Annotated in this window: 21 protein-coding genes and 3 pseudogenes; 8 read left to right on the top strand and 16 right to left on the bottom strand. The window is 69.0% G+C overall.

Annotated elements, in window-relative coordinates; translation table 11 throughout:
• Positions 1-44: 44 nt before the first annotated feature.
• From Q0Z83_RS20810 to Q0Z83_RS20775, 9 genes and pseudogenes are all read right to left on the bottom strand, one after another.
• Positions 45-323 (bottom strand): hypothetical protein, encoded by a 279-nt coding sequence (locus Q0Z83_RS20810; protein ID WP_317795626.1) that lies wholly within the window; start codon positions 321-323, stop codon positions 45-47.
• The gene (locus Q0Z83_RS20805; protein ID WP_317795625.1) at positions 320-1,201 is read right to left on the bottom strand and encodes a universal stress protein; all 882 of its coding nucleotides are present in this window, start codon (positions 1,199-1,201) and stop codon (positions 320-322) included. The genes Q0Z83_RS20810 and Q0Z83_RS20805 overlap by 4 nt, the downstream gene beginning before the upstream one ends.
• 110 nt (positions 1,202-1,311) lie before the next feature.
• Positions 1,312-1,527, bottom strand: a complete 216-nt coding sequence (locus Q0Z83_RS20800; RefSeq protein ID WP_317795624.1) for a PLDc N-terminal domain-containing protein — start codon at positions 1,525-1,527, stop codon at positions 1,312-1,314.
• A gap of 80 nt (positions 1,528-1,607) precedes the next feature.
• Entirely contained in the window at positions 1,608-2,471 is an 864-nt protein-coding gene (locus tag Q0Z83_RS20795) for a universal stress protein (protein ID WP_317795623.1), read from the bottom strand.
• Between the two features lie 157 nt (positions 2,472-2,628).
• Positions 2,629-4,353: a GAF domain-containing sensor histidine kinase gene (locus Q0Z83_RS20790; RefSeq protein ID WP_317795622.1), complete on the bottom strand. Its 1,725-nt coding sequence runs from the start codon at positions 4,351-4,353 to the stop codon at positions 2,629-2,631.
• 126 nt (positions 4,354-4,479) lie between these two features.
• Positions 4,480-4,758 (bottom strand): hypothetical protein, encoded by a 279-nt coding sequence (locus Q0Z83_RS20785; protein WP_317795621.1) that lies wholly within the window; start codon positions 4,756-4,758, stop codon positions 4,480-4,482.
• Positions 4,759-4,806: 48 nt separating this feature from the next.
• Entirely contained in the window at positions 4,807-5,442 is a 636-nt protein-coding gene (locus tag Q0Z83_RS20780; RefSeq protein ID WP_449701859.1) for a pyruvate formate lyase family protein, read from the bottom strand.
• A gap of 39 nt (positions 5,443-5,481) precedes the next feature.
• Positions 5,482-5,630: pseudogene (locus tag Q0Z83_RS56080) on the bottom strand (hypothetical protein); the annotation flags it as partial.
• The gene (locus tag Q0Z83_RS20775) at positions 5,608-6,072 is read right to left on the bottom strand and encodes an ABC transporter permease (protein WP_317795620.1); all 465 of its coding nucleotides are present in this window, start codon (positions 6,070-6,072) and stop codon (positions 5,608-5,610) included. The gene Q0Z83_RS20775 and the pseudogene Q0Z83_RS56080, both read right to left, overlap by 23 nt.
• 254 nt (positions 6,073-6,326) lie before the next feature.
• Here Q0Z83_RS20775 and gap point away from each other — a divergent pair, with 254 nt between their 5' ends.
• Positions 6,327-7,346 carry a type I glyceraldehyde-3-phosphate dehydrogenase gene (gene gap, locus Q0Z83_RS20770; RefSeq protein ID WP_317795619.1) on the top strand — a complete coding sequence of 340 codons (1,020 nt, stop codon included), beginning with the start codon at positions 6,327-6,329 and terminating at the stop codon, positions 7,344-7,346.
• A gap of 77 nt (positions 7,347-7,423) precedes the next feature.
• On the opposite strand, the gene Q0Z83_RS20765 is transcribed toward gap, so the two are convergent.
• The 3 genes from Q0Z83_RS20765 to ppdK are packed head-to-tail and all read right to left on the bottom strand — an operon-like array spanning position 7,424 to position 11,190.
• A complete protein-coding gene (locus Q0Z83_RS20765; RefSeq protein ID WP_317795618.1) occupies positions 7,424-8,179 on the bottom strand; it encodes a hypothetical protein in 756 nt (251 codons plus the stop codon).
• Positions 8,176-8,520, bottom strand: a complete 345-nt coding sequence (locus tag Q0Z83_RS20760) for a hypothetical protein (RefSeq protein ID WP_317795617.1) — start codon at positions 8,518-8,520, stop codon at positions 8,176-8,178. The genes Q0Z83_RS20765 and Q0Z83_RS20760 overlap by 4 nt, the downstream gene beginning before the upstream one ends.
• Before the next feature lie 9 nt (positions 8,521-8,529).
• Complete coding sequence (ppdK, locus tag Q0Z83_RS20755; protein ID WP_317795616.1) at positions 8,530-11,190, bottom strand: pyruvate, phosphate dikinase; 2,661 nt, start codon at positions 11,188-11,190, stop codon at positions 8,530-8,532.
• 150 nt (positions 11,191-11,340) lie between these two features.
• Between ppdK and Q0Z83_RS20750 the strand changes: the two are divergent.
• The 3 genes and pseudogenes from Q0Z83_RS20750 to Q0Z83_RS20740 all read left to right on the top strand — a co-directional run.
• Positions 11,341-11,670 (top strand): annotated as a pseudogene (locus tag Q0Z83_RS20750) (alcohol dehydrogenase catalytic domain-containing protein); the annotation flags it as partial.
• 104 nt (positions 11,671-11,774) lie between these two features.
• Positions 11,775-12,332, top strand: coding sequence for a zinc-binding dehydrogenase (locus tag Q0Z83_RS20745; RefSeq protein WP_317795615.1), 558 nt, complete (start codon positions 11,775-11,777; stop codon positions 12,330-12,332).
• Entirely contained in the window at positions 12,329-13,000 is a 672-nt protein-coding gene (locus tag Q0Z83_RS20740; protein WP_317795614.1) for an SRPBCC family protein, read from the top strand. Before Q0Z83_RS20745 ends, Q0Z83_RS20740 begins: the two co-directional genes overlap by 4 nt.
• On the opposite strand, the gene Q0Z83_RS55845 is transcribed toward Q0Z83_RS20740, so the two are convergent.
• Positions 12,906-13,256 carry a BON domain-containing protein gene (locus tag Q0Z83_RS55845; protein WP_378079087.1) on the bottom strand — a complete coding sequence of 117 codons (351 nt, stop codon included), beginning with the start codon at positions 13,254-13,256 and terminating at the stop codon, positions 12,906-12,908. The genes Q0Z83_RS20740 and Q0Z83_RS55845 overlap by 95 nt on opposite strands.
• Positions 13,257-13,667: 411 nt before the next feature.
• Between Q0Z83_RS55845 and Q0Z83_RS20735 the strand changes: the two genes are divergently transcribed.
• Positions 13,668-14,309 (top strand): response regulator, encoded by a 642-nt coding sequence (locus Q0Z83_RS20735; RefSeq protein ID WP_317795613.1) that lies wholly within the window; start codon positions 13,668-13,670, stop codon positions 14,307-14,309.
• A gap of 33 nt (positions 14,310-14,342) precedes the next feature.
• Here Q0Z83_RS20735 and Q0Z83_RS20730 read toward each other — a convergent pair whose 3' ends face one another.
• Positions 14,343-15,338 carry an Acg family FMN-binding oxidoreductase gene (locus tag Q0Z83_RS20730; RefSeq protein ID WP_317795612.1) on the bottom strand — a complete coding sequence of 332 codons (996 nt, stop codon included), beginning with the start codon at positions 15,336-15,338 and terminating at the stop codon, positions 14,343-14,345.
• Positions 15,339-16,022: 684 nt separating this feature from the next.
• On the opposite strand from Q0Z83_RS20730, the gene Q0Z83_RS20725 reads away from it, so the two are divergent.
• Entirely contained in the window at positions 16,023-16,868 is an 846-nt protein-coding gene (locus tag Q0Z83_RS20725; protein WP_317795611.1) for an MIP/aquaporin family protein, read from the top strand.
• Positions 16,869-16,943: 75 nt separating this feature from the next.
• On the opposite strand, the gene Q0Z83_RS20720 is transcribed toward Q0Z83_RS20725, so the two are convergent.
• On the bottom strand, positions 16,944-17,510 hold the full coding sequence (locus Q0Z83_RS20720) for an ATP-binding protein (RefSeq protein ID WP_317795610.1): 567 nt from the start codon (positions 17,508-17,510) through the stop codon (positions 16,944-16,946).
• Positions 17,511-17,612: 102 nt separating this feature from the next.
• Between Q0Z83_RS20720 and Q0Z83_RS20715 the strand changes: the two are divergent.
• A pseudogene (locus tag Q0Z83_RS20715) lies at positions 17,613-18,496 on the top strand (IS5 family transposase).
• 181 nt (positions 18,497-18,677) lie between these two features.
• Complete coding sequence (locus tag Q0Z83_RS20710) at positions 18,678-20,672, top strand: LamG-like jellyroll fold domain-containing protein (protein ID WP_317795609.1); 1,995 nt, start codon at positions 18,678-18,680, stop codon at positions 20,670-20,672.
• A 91-nt stretch (positions 20,673-20,763) separates the two neighbouring features.
• On the opposite strand, the gene Q0Z83_RS20705 is transcribed toward Q0Z83_RS20710, so the two are convergent.
• A complete protein-coding gene (locus Q0Z83_RS20705) occupies positions 20,764-21,762 on the bottom strand; it encodes an Acg family FMN-binding oxidoreductase (RefSeq protein WP_317795608.1) in 999 nt (332 codons plus the stop codon).
• Positions 21,763-21,934: the final 172 nt, after the last annotated feature.

Here is a 21,934-nt window from a genome sequence, read left to right as displayed (position 1 = left end):
GCGCGTTCCGGCTGTCGTAGACGGGACCGTGTCGTTTGCCGACCTCAGGATGCGACTCCGGCAAGACGGTCGCCCTCGTAGGCCAGCAGTGCCAGGAACCTGTCCGACTCCGGGCGGCACAGCCGATCGATCCCGGCGGCCAGGGTGGCGCAGCCGGGGTGGGCGAAGAACCGTAGGCGCAGATTCTCCGGTGACGCGTCGGTGTACAGGCTGGTGATGGCCCGGCGGTAGCGCGGGGTGATCGCACGGGTCGAGACGATCCCGCCGTCCACGGTCAGCGCGTCCACGGTCGCGGGAACCGCCGGACGGTCCGGGGAAGTCACCGATGTTCTTCGCGCGGACGGTCCACGTAGACGGGGCAGTCGGCGTGGTGCAGCAGTTGCAGCCCGGTGGAGCCGAGCATGGAGCCGACGATCACGCCGTGGCCGCGGCTGCCGACCACGACCAGCTGGGTGCCGTGCGAGACGCCGACCAGCACGCCGGCCGCGCTGTCGTGCGACACCAGAGTCTCGACCGCGACGTCGGGGTACTTGACCCGCCACGGCGCGAGCTGTTCCTGCAGGCGGGTGCGTTCGGCGGTGTCCTGTTCCGGGGTGGCGATCGTGGCCGCCGGAACGGCATAGCCGTAGTACAGCGGCACGGCCGGTAGATAGGTGCGGACAGCGACCAGGCCGGTGCCGCGGCCAGCCGCGGCGGCGAACGCTGTGGACAGTACGTGTTCGGTCGTGTCGGAGTCGTCGACGCCGACGGCTACCGGTCCTTCGGTGGCGTCGGCGCGTCCCCGCACGACGACCACCGGGCAGGGGGCGTGGGTGGCGAGCCGCTGACTGACCCCGCCGAGCAGCAGCCCGGCGAAGCCGCCGTGTCCCCGGCTGCCGAAAACCAGCAACTCCGCAGCCTCGGCCGCGTCGAGCAGCCGTGCGGCCGGATTGCCGATCAGGGTCACCTCCGTGACCTCGACCCGCGGCGCCACCGCCCGGGCGGTCGCTGCTGCCGCCGCCGTCACCTTCTCGGCGAGGCTGCGGGCCATCTCGAAGCTGCCGCCGTCGAACTCATAGCGGGCGGTGTTCCAGTCCCAGTCCAGCACGTGCACGACACGAAGATTCATGTCCAGGCGTGCGGCCTCGCGGGCCGCCCACCGCACTGTTGCCGAGCCTGTTGCGGCGCCGTCGGTGGCGACGACGATGGCGGGAGTTCGCATGGCTCCTCCTTCTCCATCTCTCCCTTCATCGTGATTCGAATCGATATGCATCGTCAGGGCAACAGGTCATACCCGATGATGCCGAAGGTCCTTCCCCAAGCCGGGCTACCTCAGGTTCGGCGTCCCCATCCCAGATAGAGCACCGGTCCGAGCGGTTGTACGATCAGGGTGGGCCACCACACTGCTTTCGGGCCGCGGATCCGCCCGGCCGGGCGGCGTGACAGGTCGACTGCGGCGACGACGGTCAAGGCCGGCTCTACTGGGGCCAGCACCAGCGTCGTCGCTCGTTGCCACCGCGGTAGATCTTGCCAAGTGGTACGTGTCATGGGTTATGCCTCCTTCACTGACGATGGGGTTGTCCAACGGTGTGCCGCCCTGTGAGGGTTCGGCTCCGGATCCGGCCCGGTCACAACGGGCCAGTCTCGTGCTGGTGCTCCGGAACGACGGCGACCGGGCACGACGCTTCAGTCGCCACCGTGAGCGGAACGTCTCCGGTGCGGGCACGGCTGATGACACCGCGGCGTTTGTCGCCGACCACGAGAAGCCGGGCGCCCGCGCCGGCTCGGGTGAGGGATTCGATGACCGGACCGTGCAGAACGGCGCGCCTGATCGGCATCGCCGGGCATTTCACAGCCCAGGGCTCCGTCGCGTCGGCCAGCAGTTCCAGAGCGGCCGGTTCGGTGGTGAAGTGCGTGGACAGCGTGACGTCGTCGTAGAAGTAGTCGTCAGGGCTCGCCGCGGAGACGTGGACGGCGGCTAACGGCAGGCGATGCTCGTCGGCGTATCTGACCGCGAACTCCATCGCGGTCTGGCTCGCCGAGCTGCCGTCCACGCCGATCACCACGTGTCCGCCGAACAGAGCCCTGGACACCGGTGGCGGTGCGGCCCGGGCCACCACTACGGGACAGTGCGCCTGCCGGAGCACTCGCCGTACCGTCCGGCCTCCTGCACCGGCACCGATCACCAGGAGCCGGACGCCCGCTGACGCGTCGGCCAGACGGTCCGACGGATCGCCGCCGAAGATCCGCAGGGAGACACGTCGCTCACCAACACGTGCTCGGGTCTTCGCGTAGGCGCGGGCGAGAGGCGGATCGATGAGCTCCAACTGCGCCGGTGCGGGGTCGCCGGCGAGGTGCTCCAGCGGCGAGCCGGGCGCACAAACATGCACGAGCACGAGAGGGGTGCCGGTCCAGTCGGCCTGCTCGGCGGCCCATGCCAGCGCGGGCGATCCACCGGACCCGCCGATGCCGACACCGATCGAGTAGCTCATAGCGAATAACCTGCCCCCTGACAGCGACGGCGCGGCAACCGCCCCGTGCCACCAGGCCTGTGCTGTTGGCGCCGCGGCAGGTGCCGGGGCGCCTAAGGGGCCCCGGGTTCATCGTGCGGGCCGGTACCGCAGGCCGGGCAGGGCCGGAAGTCCCTTCTCATTCGCGGGTGGGGACCCTCCAGGTCAGCACCGTGCCGGTGCCTTTCGAGGCCGAGCCGATCTCCAAGGTGCCACCCAGGTCGTGTGCGCGTTCGCCCATGTTCACGATGCCGCTGCGGGCCTGTCCCGGGTCGCAGCCGATGCCGTCGTCCTCGACGCACACCACGACCTCGCCGTCCGCAGCACGCACGGACACCCGGGCGCTGGTGGCGCGGGCGTGCCGGGCGATGTTCGACAACGCCTCGCCCAGCACTGCCACGATCTCAGGTTTGATGTCGTCGGGTATCGCGCTGTCCACCGGGCCGGAGGTCTCCAGGACGGGCCGGAATTCCAGCGTCTGCGCCGCGGCCTGTACCAGTTCGCTGAGTTCGGCGCGCAACGACGGCCCGAATGTGGTGCGCAACTCGAAAATGGACCGTCGGATGTCGCGGATGGTCGCGTCCAGCTCGTCGACCGCCGCGTTGATCCGCCTGACCACCTCCGGCCTGACCGCATGCGGAATCGCGCCCTGCAGCTGCATGCCAGTCGCGAACAGCCGCTGGATGACCACGTCGTGCAGGTCCCGGGCGATCCGCTCCCGGTCCCCGAGGACCGCGAGCAACTCCCTTTCCTCCTGCGCTCGGACACGTTCCAGGGCGAGCGCGGCGTGCCCGGCGAAAGTTGACAGTTGTACCGGGTCCTCCTCCGTGAGTTGCCGGCCGGCGGGCCGGGTCACGATCAGCACGCCGTGCAGAGTCCCTGCGCCCGCCAGCGGGACGGCCATCGCCGGGCAGTCCGGTACCGGGCCGGGCCAGTCGATGGTCGCGCGAAGATCGGCGATGTCGCGGTATTTCTCCCGACCGAACTCGGCGGCCGCCGATTGATCCACGGGAACCAGCTTGCCGACGAGTGCGGCACAGGATGGGTCGGTGCCGTCGGCGACCTCGATCGTGTACTGAGCGTTGTCCTCGTCGTACAGCATCACCAGGACGAGTTCGGCGTCGCAGACCTCACGGGCCCGGCGGGCGATGAGCCGCAACGCCTCCGTGCGCTGGACCGTTCCCAGCAGGACACCGGTGATCTCCGCGGTTGCGGCGAACCAGCGTTCCCGGCGCTGGACGAGCTCGTACAGCCGGGCGTTGTCGATGGCGACGCCCGCCGCGGCGGCCAGGGCCACCACGATCTCCTCGTCGTCGTCACTGAACTCGGTGGCGTCCTGTTTCTCGGCCAGGTACAGATTCCCGAAGATCTGGTCGCGGGTACGAACCGGCACACCGAGGAAGCTGTGCATCGGCGGGTGGTTCGGTGGGAACCCGTACGAATCGGGGTGCTTGTTGATGTCCGGCAGCCGGACCGGGCGGGGCTCGGAGATCAGCAGGCCCAGTACACCGCGGCCGTGTGGCAGGTCCCCGATCCGCGCCTGGGTGGCCGGGTCGATGCCGTGGGTGATGAAGTCGGACAGATCGGTGCGGTCGGCGCCGATCACGCCGAGCGCACCGTACCGGGCGTTGGCCAGGGTGCACGCGGCTTCGACGATACGCTGCAAGGTGCCGCGCAGGCCGAGGTCCGCGCCGATGCCGACGACCGCACCGAGGAGCGCCCGTAGCCGTTCCCGGCTGGTCATCACCTCGCCGACCCGGTCGAGCATCTCCTGAAGAAGCTCATCCAGCCTGACCCGGGAAAGTGGGCTGAGCCCGAGCGACAGCGGTTCGGCCCGATCGTCGTTCGGCGGATGTGAGCCCATGGTGACAGGCTATGCCGCACCCGCGGTCCGGGGAACGGCCTTCACATGGCGTCCCGGGTATGGCCCGATGCGGCAGGAAACACCTCCACAGGCCATGGCGCGTAAGCGTGGACGGCGCGTGGTGGGTCAGATCACGGCCAGCCCGTGATCACGGAACTGTCCGCGGACCCGTTCCAGCAGCCCGGCGTCCGGTGGCGGGGTACCGGAGAGGGGGAATGGCAGGCCGAGAGCGGCGTACTTAGCGGCGCCGAGGCGATGGAAGGGCAGGACCTCGACGCGTTCGACGGTGGGCACGCCGGCTGCGACCGCGTCGACGTTGGCGGGGTCGTCGGGGAGGCCGGAGACGAGCACGAACCGGACCCAGATCGGGATGCCGCGGTCGGCGAGGCGGTGCGCGAAGCGCACGGTGGGCGCAAGGCGGCCGGTCCGGGTAACCCGCGGTACGTGGTGGGGTCACCGGGCTTGATGTCGAGCAACACCAGGTCGGTGGCATCGAGCAGCGCGTCGTCGGCACGGTCGCCTAGGAAGCCGCTGGTGTCCAGAGCGGTGTGTAGCCGCATCGGTGTAGCCGTCGAGGACGCCGGCCAGGTTGCCGATGCGTTCGTCGCGGGTGTGTCCGAGTCCGTCGGGGGTGGCGGTGATGGTCAGCGAGATACCGTCGCGGGCCGACGAGTAGGGCAGTTTGGCGACCGACAGGGCGGCGGCGACCATGCCGTGCGAGTCGCGGCCGTTCATCGGGTTGGCCCCGGGCGCGAAATGGTTCGCCGGCCCGGCGACCGTCGGGGGTGTTGCCGGTGTGCTTGCCGTACACCACGCTCGAGGTGATGGTGAGCACGGACAGGCTGGCTCGGCGCCGCGGTAGGTCGGCTGCCGGTGGATCTTGTCCATGAACCGTTCGACGAGGTCGACGGCAATCGTGTCGGCCCGGTCGTCGTTGTTGCCGAACGCCGGGAAGTCACCGTCGATGGCGTAGTCGACGGCCGGGCCGCTCTCGTCGCGCAGCACCTTGACTTGGGCGTGCTTGATGTCGGAGAGGCTGTCGACGGCGACGGAGAGGCCGGCGATGCCGGTGGCCATGAAGCGGTGCACGGGGTAGTCGTGCAGCGCCATTCGTCGCGGCCGCCGTTGATGACGTAGAGCAGGGCCTTGGCGAGGTTGGCGCGGGCGCCGAAGAACTGAATGTCCTTGCCGACGCGTATGGCCGCCGATCCGGCGCTTCCTGAATGCCACGTCCGTGCCTCCGGCCCGCGTCGATCAGGAGTCGGGTCGCTGCGCACGTACCAGCACCGGGCCGGTCACCCGCGGCGCGGACACGGCCGCCACCGGCCCGGGCGCGGTGGTCCCGGCTGAGGAGGGCAGTCCGGTCGTCCTGCGTGGGCTCCAGCTGAACCGTTGGACGGCGATCACCGTTCCCACGACCGTCCACACCGCCAGGACGGCGAGATGGCCGGGGGAGAAGCCCGCGCCGGGACCGGGCTGGAAGGTCTCCGCCGCGGGCTGGGCGAAATGTTTGAGAGGCAGCAGCGAGCCGATCACGGCCAGCCGTGCGGGGAGCGCGGCACCGACGATGAAGACGTCGGAGATGAAAGCGAGCGGGATGAGGATTCCCTGGGTCAGGGTCTGCGCGGCGAGCACGGTACGTGTCGGCGAGGTCAGGGCCAGTCCGAGAGCTGCCAGACAGGCGATCCCAAGGACCAGGGTGACCAGCAGCGCGGGCACCTTGTCCCGTAGCCGCGGACCAGATCGGTGACCGTGATGGCATCCATCGCTGACCTCCCAGCGGCACCGGCCGAGTCGGGGCCCGAACCCGTCGCATGCACAAAGCCACTGTCGAGTGTCCACTCGTCATCCGGCCCCGGTCAGGGGCCAACGGCCCCTTGACTGTCGCGGAAACCGGGCTGAGGGGCCATTGGGCCCTGGCCTGTGTCAGGCCGTTGGGGCGAGGCTGACGGTGACGAAAGGTTGGAGGAACGATGACTTACCGTGTTGCCATCAACGGGTTCGGCCGGATCGGCCGGAACTTCCTGCGCCGCCTGGTGTCCGAGGATCCGGCCGGTCAGCAACTTCAGGTGGTCGCGATCAACGACCTGTACGACACCTCGACCCTCGCTCACCTGCTGGAATACGACTCCACGTTCGGCCGCCTCGACGCCGAGGTCGGCCACAACGACGATGTGCTGGCCGTCGGCCGACACAGCATCCCCGTCTACTCCCGCCGGACACCGGACACCCTCCCCTGGGGAGACCTCGACGTCGACCTGGTGATCGAGGCGACCGGCAAACTCCGGACCCGCGACGACGCCGCCCTGCACCTGAAGGCGGGCGCCTCCCGCGTGCTGATCTCCGCACCCGGTAAGGGCGTCGACGCGACCCTGGTACCCGGGGTCAACGCCGGCACCTACGACCCGGTCCGGCATCAGATCGTGTCCGCGGCCTCATGCACCACCAACTGTGTGGCGCCGCTGCTCGCCGTCCTGCATCGCGCGTTCGGTGTCGAGCAGGGCTACCTGACCACCGTGCACGCCTACACCAACGACCAGAACATCCTGGACACCCCGCACAAGGACCCGCGCCGTGCCCGCGCCGCCGCGGTCAACATCATCCCGACCAGCACCGGCGCGGCCAAGGCGGTCGGTCTGGTGCTGCCCGAGCTGGCCGGGCGTCTCGACGGTGTCGCGCTGAGGGTTCCCGTCGTCGACGGCTCGATCAGCGACCTGACGCTGATGCTCGCCACCGAGACGACCGCGGAACAGATCAACGATGCCGTCGCGGACGCCTCGGCACCGGGCCGGGCTATGCACGGCATCATCCGCTACACCGAGGCGCCGATCGTGTCGGCCGACATCATCGGCGATCCGGCCTCCTGCGTCTTCGACTCCCGTCTCACCCAGGCACACGGTCGGCTGGCCAAGGTGTTCGGCTGGTATGACAACGAGTGGGGCTACACCAGCCGCCTCGTCGACCTGACCCGTCAGTTCGCCGCCCACACCTGACCCGGAGATCTTCCGCGACCGATCGGCCCCACCCGTGCTGGCGGGTGGGGGCCGATCGGTCGAAGGCGGAGGACTGATCAACGACGTACCGGATCGGTGATGCCGGACACGAGCGATGCAGCCGGGGTGAGTTGGCGGACGTACCCGGCGAAGTCCTGCAGGAACGGCGCACCGGCCCGCAGCTCGTGGGGTACCGGTGTGCCGCCGCGACCGGTGGTCGGTCGGAGACCCGTTGCTGACAAACCCGCCGCGACACGCCGAGCATCCCGGCTGATCGCGCCCAGGGCGTTGTGATCCAGTTGACGGTCCCGCAGCAACCTGCCCGACAGCGCGGCGATGGGATCGCGTGGGCCCTGCGGACCGTCGTTGAGCAGATGCAACAGCTGCGTTACGTGCCCGCGGGCCAGGTATGCGGCGTGACGGGCGGCCACCAGCACTGCCTCGACGTCCCCACCGTCGACGGCGACGTCCTCAGCCTCGGGAGAAGGCGAGTCGTGCAGGACAACGAACAGCGCCGACAGACACTGCCGTATGTCCTGGCTTGCCTGCTCATTCAGCCAGATGGTCAGCGGCGCCGACCGGGATTCGCGTCCCGGTTGGGAAAGCCCCCCTGCCGGCGGCGGCCCCGCTGACGCCGTCAACGTGTCGAGTGGACCGAGCGCTTCGGCGATGCCGACGACAGCAGCTTCGGCGTTGTACTCCACGATCGACGGCAGACGACGGTCACGAAACACGTCGGCCGCGCGGCATCCTCCGGCGAGTTCCCGGACGATCATCATGCGATGAAGCAACGACGTCCGTAGTGCGACAGGCAGCCCGGCATTCGTGGTCACCGCTGGACGACCAGGCGGTGTGCCCGTAAGGCGTGCGCCCACCACGGCCGCGGCTGCGATGGCGCGGCCCGCAGCGGCGGGCAGGAACTGCGTTTGACGCTGACCCACCCGCCAGGGCCCATGGTGACGGCGCCGACTGCCGGTTGCCTGCGCACGGCGACCGCGACGGCCACTGCCGTCGCGGTCAGGGCGGCGGTCGCCAGCGAGGCGAGCACGATGGCGGTGACATCGACGGCCGGTACGAACGTGGTTCGATCGGCGCCGACGGCGTACACCCCGATCTCTCGTCGTCCGGCGCGCACGGTGACCAGATCGGATCGCCGGTCGAGGTAGGTGGTCATGGCGGTGGCCTATCTGCTGTCCGAGGCGCTGGCCACGGTGGTGGCGGCCCGGCCGGCTTCGAGGCGGGCGATCGGGACGCGGAACGGGGAGCAGGAGACGTAGTCGAGGCCGGCGTGGTGGAAGAAGCGGATCGAGGCGGGATCGCCGCCGTGTTCTCCGCAGACTCCGGTGACCAGGCCGGGATGGGCGGCCCGGCCGCGCTCGACGGCGATGCGGACGAGTTCGCCGACGCCGCCGGTGTCGAGGGTCTCGAACGGTGAGGCGGCGAAGATGCCCAGTTCCAGGTAGCGGCCGAAGAACGCGCCTTCGACATCGTCGCGGGAGAATCCCCACGTCATCTGGGTGAGGTCGTTGGTGCCGAAGGAGAAGAAGTCGGCGTGGTCGGCGATCTCGCCGGCGGTGAGGGCAGCGCGCGGGACCTCGATCATGGTGCCGATCCGGATCGGTGGCGCACCGGTCACCGTGGCGAGCACGGACTCGGCTTCCGCCCGTACTGTCGCCAGTTCCTGAACCGCACCGACCAGCGGGATCATGATCTCCGGCCGCGGGTCGCCGCCGGCGGCGACCCGCGCCGCGGCGGCCTCCGCGATGGCCCGGACCTGCATCGCGAACAGGCCGGGGACGACCAGGCCGAGACGTACGCCGCGCAGTCCGAGCATCGGGTTGGCCTCGTGCATGCGGCGCACAGCCGTCAGCAGGGCGCTGTCGCTGCCCGGGTCCTCGCCGAGCGCCTCGGCGCGGGCGACGCGGGCGGTCAGTTCCTCCAGTGGGGGTAGGAACTCGTGCAGTGGCGGGTCGATCAGCCTGATCGTCACGGGCAGGCCGTCCATCGCGGTGAACAGTTCGGCGAAGTCGGCTCGCTGCAATGGCAGCAGGTCCGCCAGGGCGGCCTCGCGCTCGGCGTCGCCGTCGGCGAGGATCAGCCGTTCGACCAGTACCCGGCGGTCGCCGAGGAACATGTGTTCGGTGCGGCAGAGGCCCACCCCGGTGGCGCCGAACCGGCGTGCCCGTTCGGCGTCGATCCCGGTGTCGGCGTTGGCGTGCACGCCGAGACGCGAAATGTGATCGGCGTGGGCCAGGAGCCGCTGAACGGCGGAGAGCAGCGGGTCGCCCATGGGGGTCAGCTCGCCCTCGAAGTAGCGCACGACGGGGGAGGGCCGTACCGGCACGGATCCGGCGAAGATGTGGCCGGTGGTGCCGTCGACGGAGATGACGTCGCCGGCGCGGATCACCTGTCCGCGCACGGTGAAGGAGTCCGGCCCGATCTCGAGGTCTTCGGCGCCGCAGACGCAGGTCTTACCCATGCCGCGAGCGACCACCGCGGCATGGGAGGTCTTCCCGCCGCGGCTGGTCAGGATGCCCTGCGCGGCGATCATGCCGGGCAGGTCGTCGGGGTTGGTCTCACGGCGCACCAGGATGACCGGCTCGGTCGCGGCGGCCGCCGCGGCGGAGTCGAAGACGACCGCGCCCACCGCCGCGCCCGGTGAAGCCGGGACTCCGGTTGCCAGCGGCGCCGGGGCGGCCGCGGTGTCGAAGCTCGGGAACATCAGGTGGGCGAGCTGTTCGCCGGTGACCCGCTGCAGCGCCTCGTCGAGAGTGATGGTGCCTTCGTCGACGAGTTGCCCGGCGATCACGAACGCGGCAGCCGGCGTGCGCTTACCGACCCGGGTCTGCAGCATCCACAGTTTCCCGTTCTCGATCGTGAACTCGATGTCACACAGATCGCGATAGCGTTCCTCCAGCCTCTCCATGATCGACAAAAGGTGGCGGTGCGCTGCCGGGTCGATCGTGGCCAGGTCGTCCAGGCTCATCGTGTTGCGGATCCCGGCCACGACATCCTCACCCTGCGCGTTGCGCAGGTAGTCGCCGTAGACGCCGCGCCGCCCGGTGGCCGGGTCACGGGTGAACGCCACCCCGGTTCCGGAGTCCTCACCGCGGTTGCCGAACACCATCGCCATCACGTTCACCGCCGTGCCCAGATCCTGCGGAATTCGTTCCTGCTGCCGGTAGAGCACCGCCCGCTCGGCGTTCCAGGACTCGAAGACCGACGCGATGGCCAGGAGCAACTGCTCGTGCGGCGCTTGCGGGAAGTCTCGCCCGGTGTGAGCGTGGAAGACCTTCTTGTACGCGCCGACCACGTCCTGCAACTGTGCAGCGGTCAGGTCGGCGTCTGACCGCACACCCGCACCCTCGCGAGCCGCGGCCAATTCCGTCTCGAACTCGTCGCCGGGAACGTCGAAGACGGTCTTGCCGAACATCTGGATCAGCCGCCGGTACGAATCCCACGCGAACCGCTCGTCGCCACTGTGCCGGGCGAGCGCGGCGACATTCGCGTCACGCAGTCCGATGTCGAGGATCGTCTCCATCATGCCGGGCATCGAGAACTTCCCACCGGAGCGCACCGACAGCAGCAGCGGATCGTGCGCATCCCCGAGCGGCTTTCCCGTCTTCTCCTCGACCATCCGCAGATGCTGTTCGATCTCGTCGAGCAGACCGGTCGGCATCGACCCGGTACGCAGGTATTCGCGGCACGCCTCGGTGCTGATGGTGAAGCCGGGTGGCACGGGCAGGCCCATCCGGGTCATCTCGGCGAGGTTGGCGCCCTTGCCGCCGAGCAGGTCCTTGAGATCCTTGCCGCCGTCGATGAAGTCGTACACGTACCTGGACATCCGATCCTCGCCCTCGTTGGCTCGCGGTCAGTCCTTTTCTCTTGTTGGTAGACCTGCGATCGCCCCGCCGAGTAGGGCCGAACGCCCCTGCCGGATCGCGGGCGAGCGGACAAGGGTGGAACTGGAGCCATTTACGTAAGGAAAGGCACCATGAAGGGACTGGTATGCGGCGGACCGGGGGTCAGAACCTGGACGGAAATCCCCGATCCGGTCGTCCAGGAGCCACGTGACGCGGTGATTCGGGTCGATGCCGTCACGATTTGCGGTACCGACCTGCACATCCTGGGCGGGGACGTGCCTGAGGTGACGCCCGGTCGGGTCCTCGGTCACGAAGCGGTCGGCACCGTCGTCGAGACCGGCAGTGGCGTGACCGGCCTGGCCGCCGGCGACCGGGTGCTGGCGTCGTGCATCTCGGCGTGCGGCATCTGCCGATTCTGCCGTGAGGGCAGCTACGGACAATGTCTCGGCGGAGGCGGCTGGATTCTCGGCCATACGGTCGACGGGGTACAGGCCGAGTATGCCCGGATCCCGTTCGCTGACCTGTCCACCTACAACTCCCCGACCCGGTCACCGATGAGGCGGCCGTGCTGCTCGCCGACATCCTGCCCACCTCCTACGAGGTCGGCGTGCTCAACGGCCGGGTCCGGCCCGGCGACACCGTCGTCGTGGTCGGCGCCGGCCCGATCGGGCTCGCCGCTGTCGTCACCGCAAGGCTCTACTCACCCGCCCACATCGTCGTGATCGACAAAGCCGACAGCCGGCTGCAGGCGGCGAAGATGTTCGGCGCCGACACCGCCGTGCTGGCCGGCACCGACGTGGTCATGGAAGCCGTCGGCACACCGCAGACCTTCGAACTGTGCACCACCCTCGTGCGCGCCGGCGGGAACATCGCCAACATCGGCGTCCACGGCAAGCCGGCCGTCCTGCACCTGGAGGACCTGTGGATCCGCAACATCACCATCACCACCGGCCTGGTCGACACCTACTCCACACCAAAACTGCTCGGCATGCTCGTCGCCGGACAACTGGACCTCGGGCACATGGTCACCCGCCGGTTCACTCTCGACGACTTCGCCGAGGCCTACGACGTCTTCGCCGGCCCCATCCACACCGGGGCACTCAAAGTGGTGCTGTCGCGATGAGACTCCCGTGGATCATCGCCGCCGGCGTGGCGGCCGCAGCGTACTCGCCGCCCGCCCGCCGGTGGTACCTGACGTGGGGCGCCACCTCTGAAGAAGCGGCCGGCTCGCTGCCCGGCGACGAACTGCTCGCCGAACCAGCCCTGCAGTCGACCCGGGCCATCACGATCGACGCTCCGCCGACAGCGGTGTGGCCGTGGCTGGTGCAGATGGGCAGCGGCCGCGGTGGCGCCTACACCTACGACTGGATCGAGAACCTCTTCGGCCTCGACATGCACAGCGCCGACCAGATCGTGCCGCAGTTCCAGCAGCTGGCAGTCGGAGACGTACTGCCGTTGGGGCCGGACGGGCCCGGCGTCCGCGTCGCGATCTTCCGGCCCGCAACGACCCTGAGCTTCCGCTCCGAGGACGGCAACTGGGTCTGGACCTTCCACCTGAGCCCCGACGGCCTGGGGACACGCCTGATCAGCCGCAACCGCATCGCAGCGCCCGCGGCCTCGTGGGCGAACAGAATGGCCACCCGGTTCGTGATGGAACCGGGCAGCCTGATCATGGAAAGGCGGATGCTGCTCGGCATCAAAGAACGGGTCGAACGCACCACGTCACCGGGCGAGAGCACCGTCCGGCTCGAGTTGGACATCGCCCGCGTCGAAGGGGCGAGCCGGGAATAGAGCTGCGCCTGGCGTGTTCTACCGCTCTCGCGGCGTGGTTCGGGTCCAATCGGACGGCGTTTCGGGACTGGTCAAAACAGTGAGGCAGACCTCGTCGTTCCAGAGGGCCAGGGCGCGGCCCATCACGTGGAGGCTGAACGACCAGCTGATTCGACAGGTCGGCTACACCGGGCGTCTTCCAGACGATCTTGTCGGCCGGTCGAATCACCTGTACAGACGGGATTTCACCCCGCAATAGGACCACGCGGTTCTGCACCTTCACCACAATGCAGCGCCTCTCTTCGGTAGTCCGGGCTCCAGCAGTTCTGCTACAGGCACAGCAAGGCGGATGTCGTCCGTCGATGACGCCGAAGCGTCGTCGGGTGGGTCAAGGTAATAAATTGCCACCGCATTGGCCGACGAAGCCGTGGTTCACTACGGGGTGGGATCGGCTACGGACAGGCGACTGCTCACCAACGTGTGTCCGATGCCGGGGTCGGTCGGGGCGGCGATCCGGAGGCGTTCCCCCCCTTTCAGCGGCGACGCCCATGTCTGCGGCGCCCCGTCACGGCGCTCGGCTTCGGACACGCGTCTGCGGCGAGACCATGTCGCAGTAGCGGTACGAGCGAAAGTGATCGGTATGGCTTCAGGCTTTGCGGCAGCTGTCCCCGGAGGGTAGGAACATCCCATGATTCGCGTGTATCTGCTTGACGACCACGAGGTGGTCCGTCGCGGTCTTGTCGATCTGCTGCAGGCCGGCGGCGACATCGAAGTGGTCGGCGAGTCCGGATCGGCTCAGGAGGCGACCCGACGGATCCCCGCGCTGCGGCCCGATGTCGCCGTCCTGGACGGCCGGTTGCCCGACGGCAGCGGCATCGACGTGTGCCGCGACGTTCGAGCCGTGGATTCATCGATCAAAGGCCTGATCCTCACCTCGTACGAGGATGACGAAGCGCTTTTCGCGGCGATCATGGCCGGGGCATCCGGCTACGTCCTCAAGCAGATTCGAGGCCACGACCTGGTCGACGCGGTGCGCCGAGTCGCCGCAGGGCAGTCACTGTTGGACCCGGCGGTCACTCAGCGCGTGCTCGAACGTATCCGCAACGGTGTCGAGCAACCCCGCGAACTGGCCGGGCTGACCGATCAGGAACGCAAGATCCTCGAACTGGTTGCGGAAGGCCTCACCAACCGTGAGATCGCCGGCCGAATGTTCCTGGCCGAGAAGACGGTCAAGAACTACGTCTCCAGTCTCCTGGCGAAATTGGGCCTCGAACGCCGGACCCAGGCGGCGGTGCTGGCCACTCGCCTGTTGGGCGAGCATCCGCACTGACCGAGTTAGCGGTACCGCAAGGTGTGCTGCCGATCAGTCCTCGATGAAGATCACGTCCGAAGGTGAACGGCGGGGTGTCGGTGGGACTTCATCGGGTTCCTCGACATAGCCGAGTCGCACGATCAGGTAAGGCTCGCCGATCCCGGAGAGCAGTCGGCTCAGCAGACGCCGGGGCCACGCCACTTCGACGGCCTCACTGATGGGCGCGGACGCCAGACCGTCGGCGGTTGCCCCCAGCAGAAGCGCCGACATGGCCTCGCCACCGCGGAGCAGATCGACCGGATGGTCAGTGGTGCCGAAGATGATGACGAAGGTCGCCCCCTCATCATGGTCAGCGCCGGGGAGCAGACCGGACGAACCGTCGGGCAGGAAGTTACGGACCGGTACACGTCGCTGGCTGGGCTGGACGACGGTACTGGGCGGCACGCCGTCACCGGTCCAGGCCGGCCGGTGCGTCCAGCCGGTGAGCTCACCGCGATGAGCCGGGTCGAAATAGTTGGCGTCGGCCGCCTGGTCGACCGAGATCGCCAGTTCCGGCACCCGCTCATCAGGTACGACATGTAGATAGGCGCCACACGCTTCGACGAGCCGGCGCAGGCGGGTGAGGATCTCCTCGGGCACCGGGCGGTCACCGAAGGCGCGGCGGTCGGTGCGGCGCCGGCTGATGGCGGCGGCCAGTAGTTCAGCTTCCACATCCGGTTCGCTGGGCTTGGTCACCTTCACCCGGGCGAGCAGGTCAGGGCGCTGCTCCTCCGGGAGACGTTGTACATCGGCGTGCCACCCGGCGGCTGCCAGCGACACCTGTGCATGGTGCAGCGCGCCGCCACAGCTGAGCAGAAGCAGACGGCCCTCGGCGTCGGTCACCCCCAGCCGGCGAGCCGGGTCGGACGACAGCTCCAGCACATCGCCGGTGAGACGCCACGTCCAAGGCTGGGTGTTGAAGACCGACGGAGCGCGCAGCGATGCCCGAGCGGCCACCTCCAGGGCAGTACGCGCCTCGGCACGGAAAACCTCGTCTCGCGTGGTCATGGCGGAACCTCCGGACTCGTGGCCTCACCACGGCGCATGCCGTGGCCATCGCCCGCCCGATCGCCCTCATCGCAGCGTGTAGGCGGTCTTCTCCGTCTCGTGGCACCGGTGGCACCGGTGGATCTGCGGCGCCCCGAATTCCGTGTTCGCATACCGCCAGGGACCCCACTCATGCCGGGTCCGGGACTGCGTCGTCGCGCATCGCTCGCAGCGGCGGACCTGTTCGCAGCGGCCGGCATCGGCGTAGGAGAACCCGCCCCATGTGTGGCGGACGATCTTGTCGGTCTTGCCGCACGTGGTGCAGACACGCACGCTTTCGCATCGGCAGTCGGGAAGGAGCCGCTGCCCCGAATGCAGGCCGACCGCACACGCCAACCTTCTGAGGACGATCATTTCGGCTCCCGATTGAGGAGAACGGCCATAGCCCCAAGGTGACGCTACGGCGGCTGCCCAGAACGCAGTCAGGGCCGAACGACCCGACACGGCAGGGCTTACCGCGACCGGGCCACACCCCTCCGTCTGCGCGAACGGCGTCTGCCAGCGCGGGAACTCGCGCCGATGAAGGCCCTTGTCAGCCCTCGGCCGGTAACCCCTCGTAGCGGCAGTGGACAGGCACCTGACCGACCTGAGGTGACAGGACCTTGGACCCTGCTGACACCGTGATCTCGCGATGATGCTCATGCCATGGAGATCGCAAGGCCCGTGACCATGCGGCCCAACGCCGTCGACGCACGTGCCGCCGGAGTCGAGTTCGGCCTCACCACGACGTTCATGGCCACCGTTTTCAGCCTGGTCCACTGGGGGATCGGCACCGCCCCGCCGAGTGCCTCGGCGAACGAACTACGCATCAGGGTCGCCGCCGTGTCGATCCTCGTCGGCCTGACCATTGTCGGGTTCGCCGATTCCCGGCCGGGACGGTTCAGCGGTGCGCACATGAATCCGGCGATCACCCTGGGTGTCTTCGCTGCCGGCCTCCTGCCGGCCCGGCGTGTCCTGCCCTACCTCCTGGCCCAGAGTGCTGGGTCGATCGCCGCGGCGGCTCTCCTCAGAGTCGCCTGGGGCCCCTCAGTGTCCGGGGGGCCTGTCCGTTGGGCGGTGGTGCAGCCGGGACCGGGTTGGCCTGACGCGTCGGTCGCCGTCGCTGAGGCGGCGACTCTGCTGGTCATAGTGGGGGTGATGTGCTGGATGACGGCCTGCCGACCGCATTGGCGGGCGGTGTGGGTCGTCGGCGGCTTGTTCGGGCTTCAGGGTGCCTTGCTGGGGACCATCACCGGTGGCTCCGCCAACCCGGCACGACAGCTGGGGCCGGCCCTGTTGTCCGGCGAGTTCCATCTGCTCGCCGTCTACCTGGTCGCACCGGTGGCCGGCGGCGTGCTCGCCGGCTGGACCGCTCACCGGCTCCAGCACGCCCGAAACGTGCGACGTCCGGTGCTGGCCTGGCCGACGCCACCAGAACGGCGCGCTCGACCGTCGAGCGCCGTCCTCAATCCAGCCGTTGCCGTGGGCCGGTCGCCCGGTCGTGAGCAGTAGACGGCCGATGGTGCGGCAGCGACGGTGGACGCTGCCGCTATTGATGACCGCCCGGTGCAGCTATCGGTTTGAGTGTCATTGCACGTTGGCCCAGACGACTTTACCGCCGTGTGCCGACATGACGCCCCATGCGGTAGCGAGGGTGTGCACCAGCCGCGGGCCTTGCCCCCGTTCGCCAAGCAAGGCCTGCGGACCGGTGAGTTGGGGATCGCCGGGACGCGGAAACGGGGAGGCTCCGTCGCGGACTGCCACCCGCAGGGAGGCGTCGTCACGTGTCAGGGTGACGACGAAGTCGGTTGCGGCGTGCTGCACGGCGTTGGTGGACAGCTCGGACACGATCAGCAGTGCGTCATGCTGCAGGTGTGGCAGGTGCCAGGTGCGGCATCCCTGAGCGACGAGGTGGCGGGCGGTACGGACGGAGGCCGGTAGACTGGGCAAGCGGGTTTGTAGCCGGTTGTCGCGTGACATGCGCCCGGCGATCGCTCTGCGGGCTTCGTACATGGTGGTCAACACGCGTGGCTGTGGTCCTCGAAGGTTGCGCAACCGCCAGCCGAGCGTTGTCGTAGCCGGCAGGGTGAACGCCAACTGCGTCGGCGGCGGTTCGAGACGAGCCTGGCGCCAGGCGGCGAGCCAGAACGGCACGCTCGCCCCGGAGGGGTCGTCGATGTCATGCAGGTCGATGATGATCCAGTCTGAGGGCCCGGCCGTGCACAGGTTTGGAGCGCATCTGATGGATCATCACGGATGACTGTGGTCGATCGTTGGTGTGTTGTGGCTGGTGATCTGAATGATCAGGACTGGGAGCGGCTGGAGCCGTTGCTGCCGTCCATGGCACCGCAGCGTGGTGGTCGGGTGGCGTGATCAACGGCAGGTGATCAACGGGATCCTGTGGCGCGTCGAGAACGGCGCGAAGTGGGATGAGATCCCGGATCGGTACGGTTCGCCCGGTGGGAGCAGGACGGCACTTGGGCACGTATCGAGAAGTATCTGCAGGCGGAGGCCGACGCGGCCGGTGATCTCGACTGGCGTGCGCAGGTCGACTCCACCATCGTGCGGGCGCACCAGCATGCCGCCGGGGCCCGTAAAGGGGGTTGAGCAGGGCGGATTCGCGGGCAGCCCAAGGGATGGGTCGCTCGCGAGGAGGACTGCCCACCGAACTGCATCTGCTTGCTGATGGACGCGGCCGCAGTCTGGTCAGACGGCTCACACCCGGGCAGGCCTCCGACACCCGGGAACCGGTGCCGTTGCTCGACAACGTCGCGGTGGCCCGGCCCGGAGGTGTCGGCCGGCCCCGCAAGCGTCTTGATCATCTGACCGCTGACAAGGCGTACGGGTCGAAGGCCAACCGGCGTTCGCTGAAGGCCAGGCGGATCCCGCACACCATTCCGGAACGCGATGATGTGCGCAGAAGCCGCGCCGGGAAGGGTTCCCGCGGCGGGCGGCCGCCGAACTTCAACGCACAGCGGTACAAGGACCGTAAGCGGGTCGAACGGGTCTTCCATCGGCTCTAGCAGTTCCGGGCCGTCGCGACCAGGTACGACAAGCTCAAAGACCGTTACGAGGCAACGGTAACCGTCGCCTCGATCATGATTTGGCTCCGCGCCAAACCGGACCGGAGCCAATCATGATCCGTCAGATGCGTTCTAAACGTCGTGCACGCTCGCGTTCCGGGTCACGAGCGCAAGCGCAGGGCGCTCTGATCGTCGCCGGTGAGCGTCCGGCAGGCGTGAAGGACGCGCTGCGGGACGCCCCCGGCAGGCATGCATATATATGATCTTCGCTCCTGCTTCATCAAATCGGGGGAATGTCTTGCGAAGATTACTGGCCATGGTCGGGGTGACGGCAGCAGTGCTGGCCACCGTCGCGGCCGTCCGGATCGCCGTTCCGCAGCAGCAACAGCACCAGAATGTGCAGGTGGCGGCCGCGGCCGACGGACTGGGCTACCAGCGCGAAGCCGTCCGCATGATGACCTGGAACATCTGTGGCGAGGCCGGGGGGAGTCGAGGCAGCTCCTCTTACTGTCCGTGGCGGTCGCGACCGCAGGCCAAGGCCGCCGCGATCGAGACGATCGTCCGCCAACGTGACCTCAACGTGGTCATGCTCCAAGAGGTCTGCTACCCCGACGAGGCCGCCGGCCGCGGCGGCGACCGCAACGACCTGGCACCACTGATGGCAGCGCTCGGCCCCGGCTGGACCTACCGCACCGCCGTCGTGGCCCGCCCGGACGGCCGATCCGACTGTCGCGGCGGCGACCTGATCGGCACCCTCGGTCAGGTCATCGCCGTCCGCGGCACCATCACCTCGTCGACGGTGACGCCGCTGCTCGTCGCCGGGGACCCGAACCACTATCCGGACACCACGACCAAACGCACTTCCAACCTGCTCTGCGTACGGGTCGAGGGCTGGCAGAACACGCCGTGCGGCACCCACCTGCTGCACAACAACGACGCCGAGTACGCCCGTGAGACCGCGTCGCTGAAGCAGAAGATCAGCGGTGTCGCGGTGCCGGTGCTCGGCGGCGACTTCAACACCAGCCAGGGCTCGGCTTCGACGTCGCCGATCCGGCCGCTGTTCGACGCGTACCCCGAATGCGATCAGCAGGCCTACGCACCCGGCGACGCGATCAACGAGATGACCCATTTCAACAGCACGGACGCCGAACCGGCAGTAGCCCAGCAGAAGCTCGACTACGTGTTCGCGGCCTCCGGGTTCACCTACTGCGACTCGCTCACCGAATTCGCCGACACCAACACCAACACGGCCGCAGCCGACGACCCGGCGGGCCTGTCGGACCACGCACCGCTGCTCGCGTTCACCCGTGGGCAGGCGCTGACCTGGAAGTTCGATGAGGCCGCCGGCACCACCACGGCGGACAGCTCGATCAACGGCCTCACCGGGAAACTGGCCGGCGGCGTCACCCGCTCCACCGAACGGGTCCGTTCGTTGCGCTTCGACGGCACGGGAACCGTGGTCAGCGGTGTCGACGGCACCGTCAACGTCTTCGACAGCCGCCGCGGTCTGACCGTGTCCGTCTGGGCCAAGCCGGACGCCGCGGCTCCCAACGGTTCCCTGATCAATCAGGCGAACAACAACGGCAGCCCCGTCGACCTGTCGTATACCGGGGGTAAATGGCGGTTCGCCATGGTGACCGCCGATGCCGCCGGTGCCGCTGTCGATCAGGTCCTCGCCACCGCCCAGCCCGGCGCGTGGACGCATCTGGTGGCCACCCACGATCCCGTGACGGCCAAGATGAACCTGTTCGTCAACGGCACCCTCGCCGGGAGCGTGGCACACACCAAGCGCGTGCCGAGCGGAACCCCGGTCACCGTCGGCACCGCCTACCAGGGTGGCCTCGACGACCTGCAGCTCTTCCCCTACGCCCTGGCCAGTGCGGAGATCACCAAGCTGCGCGCCGGCCAGACCATGCTGCCGGCCGTGCCCACCGGCACGGACACCATCCCGGCCGCCGACACCGCAAACCCCGGCTGCCACCAGAACGGCGGCTACGGCACGGTGCCGTCGTTGACCCCGCGCCTGAGCGCCACCGTCCGCCACGACGACCCCACGGTCCCGGTCCGCGGCGAATTCTCCATCTGGGACAACACCGACGCCGGCCAGCCGCAGCCCATCTACCTGGGCGGTCCGGGTTCGGCCAGCAACTACGTCACCGGTTCGGGCACCGTCTCGGTGACGCTGCCCACCCTGATCGCCGGCCACTCCTACGGCTGGTACGTCCGCACCTCCGACGGCACCAACGTCTCCGCCACGGCGCCGGTCTGCCACTTCGTCGCCGCAGCCGGCTGAGGGTCTGTACAGACAACGGCTCCGGCGCAGAAACGCCGGCCGGGCAGCCGCCGTACCCGGACATCCGATCCTCGCCGTCATCGGCTCGCGGTCAGTCCTCGATGCTGAGGACGTCGGTGGGTGTGCGCCGAGGCGACGGGGGCACGGCTTCGGCTGACTCGACGTAGCCGAGCCGGACGATCAGGTACGGCTCGCCGGCGCCGGCCAGCAATCGGGTCAGCAACTGACGGGGCCAGATCACCTCGACCGCTTCACTGATGGGGGCGGTCGCCAGGCCTTCGGCGGTGGCTTGCAGGAGCAGGGCGGACATGGCCTCACCGCCGCGGAGCAGGTCCACCGGCCGGTCCGAGGCGCCGAAGATGACGAGATAGGCGGCGCCCTCGTCCTGGTCGGCACTGGCCGGCAGACCGGGGGAGCCGCCGGGCAGGAAGTCGCGTACGGGCACCCGCCGCAGACTCTGTGTGACTACGGTCTGCGGCGGCACGCCGTCTCCGGTCCAGGCGGGCCGGTGCGTCCAAGCGGTGAGTTCGGCGCGGTGAGCCGGATCGATGTAGTTGACGTAGGCGGCCAGATCGACCGAGTCGGCCAGTTCGACCACTCGATCGTCCGGCACGACCCGCAGACGGGCGCCCTCGGCCTCGACGAGCCGGCGTAGGCGGGTCAGTGTCTGCTCGGCCACCGGGCGCCCACCGAACGCTCGGCGGTCGGTACGGCGCCGGCTGACCGCGGCGGCCAGATCCCGGGCAGTGGCGTCCGGAGTGATGCGACGGGTGACACGGATCCGTGCGAGCAGGTCCGGGCGATGCTCCTCGGGGAAGCGCTGCACCTCGGCGTGCCATCCGGCAGCGGCCAGGGCGACCCGGGCGTGGTGCAGGGCGCCGCCGCAGCTGAGCAGCAGCAGCCGTCCCTCGGCGTCGGTGGCCCCGAGGCGGCGGCCCGGATCGGACGCCAGTTCCAGCACGTCACCGGCGAGGCGCCACTTCCAGGGCTGAGTGTTGAACACCGACGGCGCCCGAAGGGACACCCGAACGGCGCGTTCCAAGGCATCGCGTGCCTCGCAAAGGGTCACGTTGTTCGCCGGCTCGGTCATCGGTAACACCTCCGGAGTCCATCGGTGCCTCCACCGTCGCAGGCCCTTGAGAGGGTCCGTCAGGGTCGAAAGACCCGGACGTCCGTCGTAGCCACCTTCTCGATGGCCGTCACGGCGTCGGAAACGCTGCAGCCGATTCGGCGGAAGGCCGGTCTTCGTACGAGTGGGCCCT

The sequence above is a fragment of the Actinoplanes sichuanensis genome (assembly GCF_033097365.1).
Classification (GTDB): domain Bacteria; phylum Actinomycetota; class Actinomycetes; order Mycobacteriales; family Micromonosporaceae; genus Actinoplanes; species Actinoplanes sichuanensis.
The sequence above is the reverse complement of the archived record's forward strand: the minus strand, read 5'-3'. Positions and strand labels throughout refer to the sequence as shown.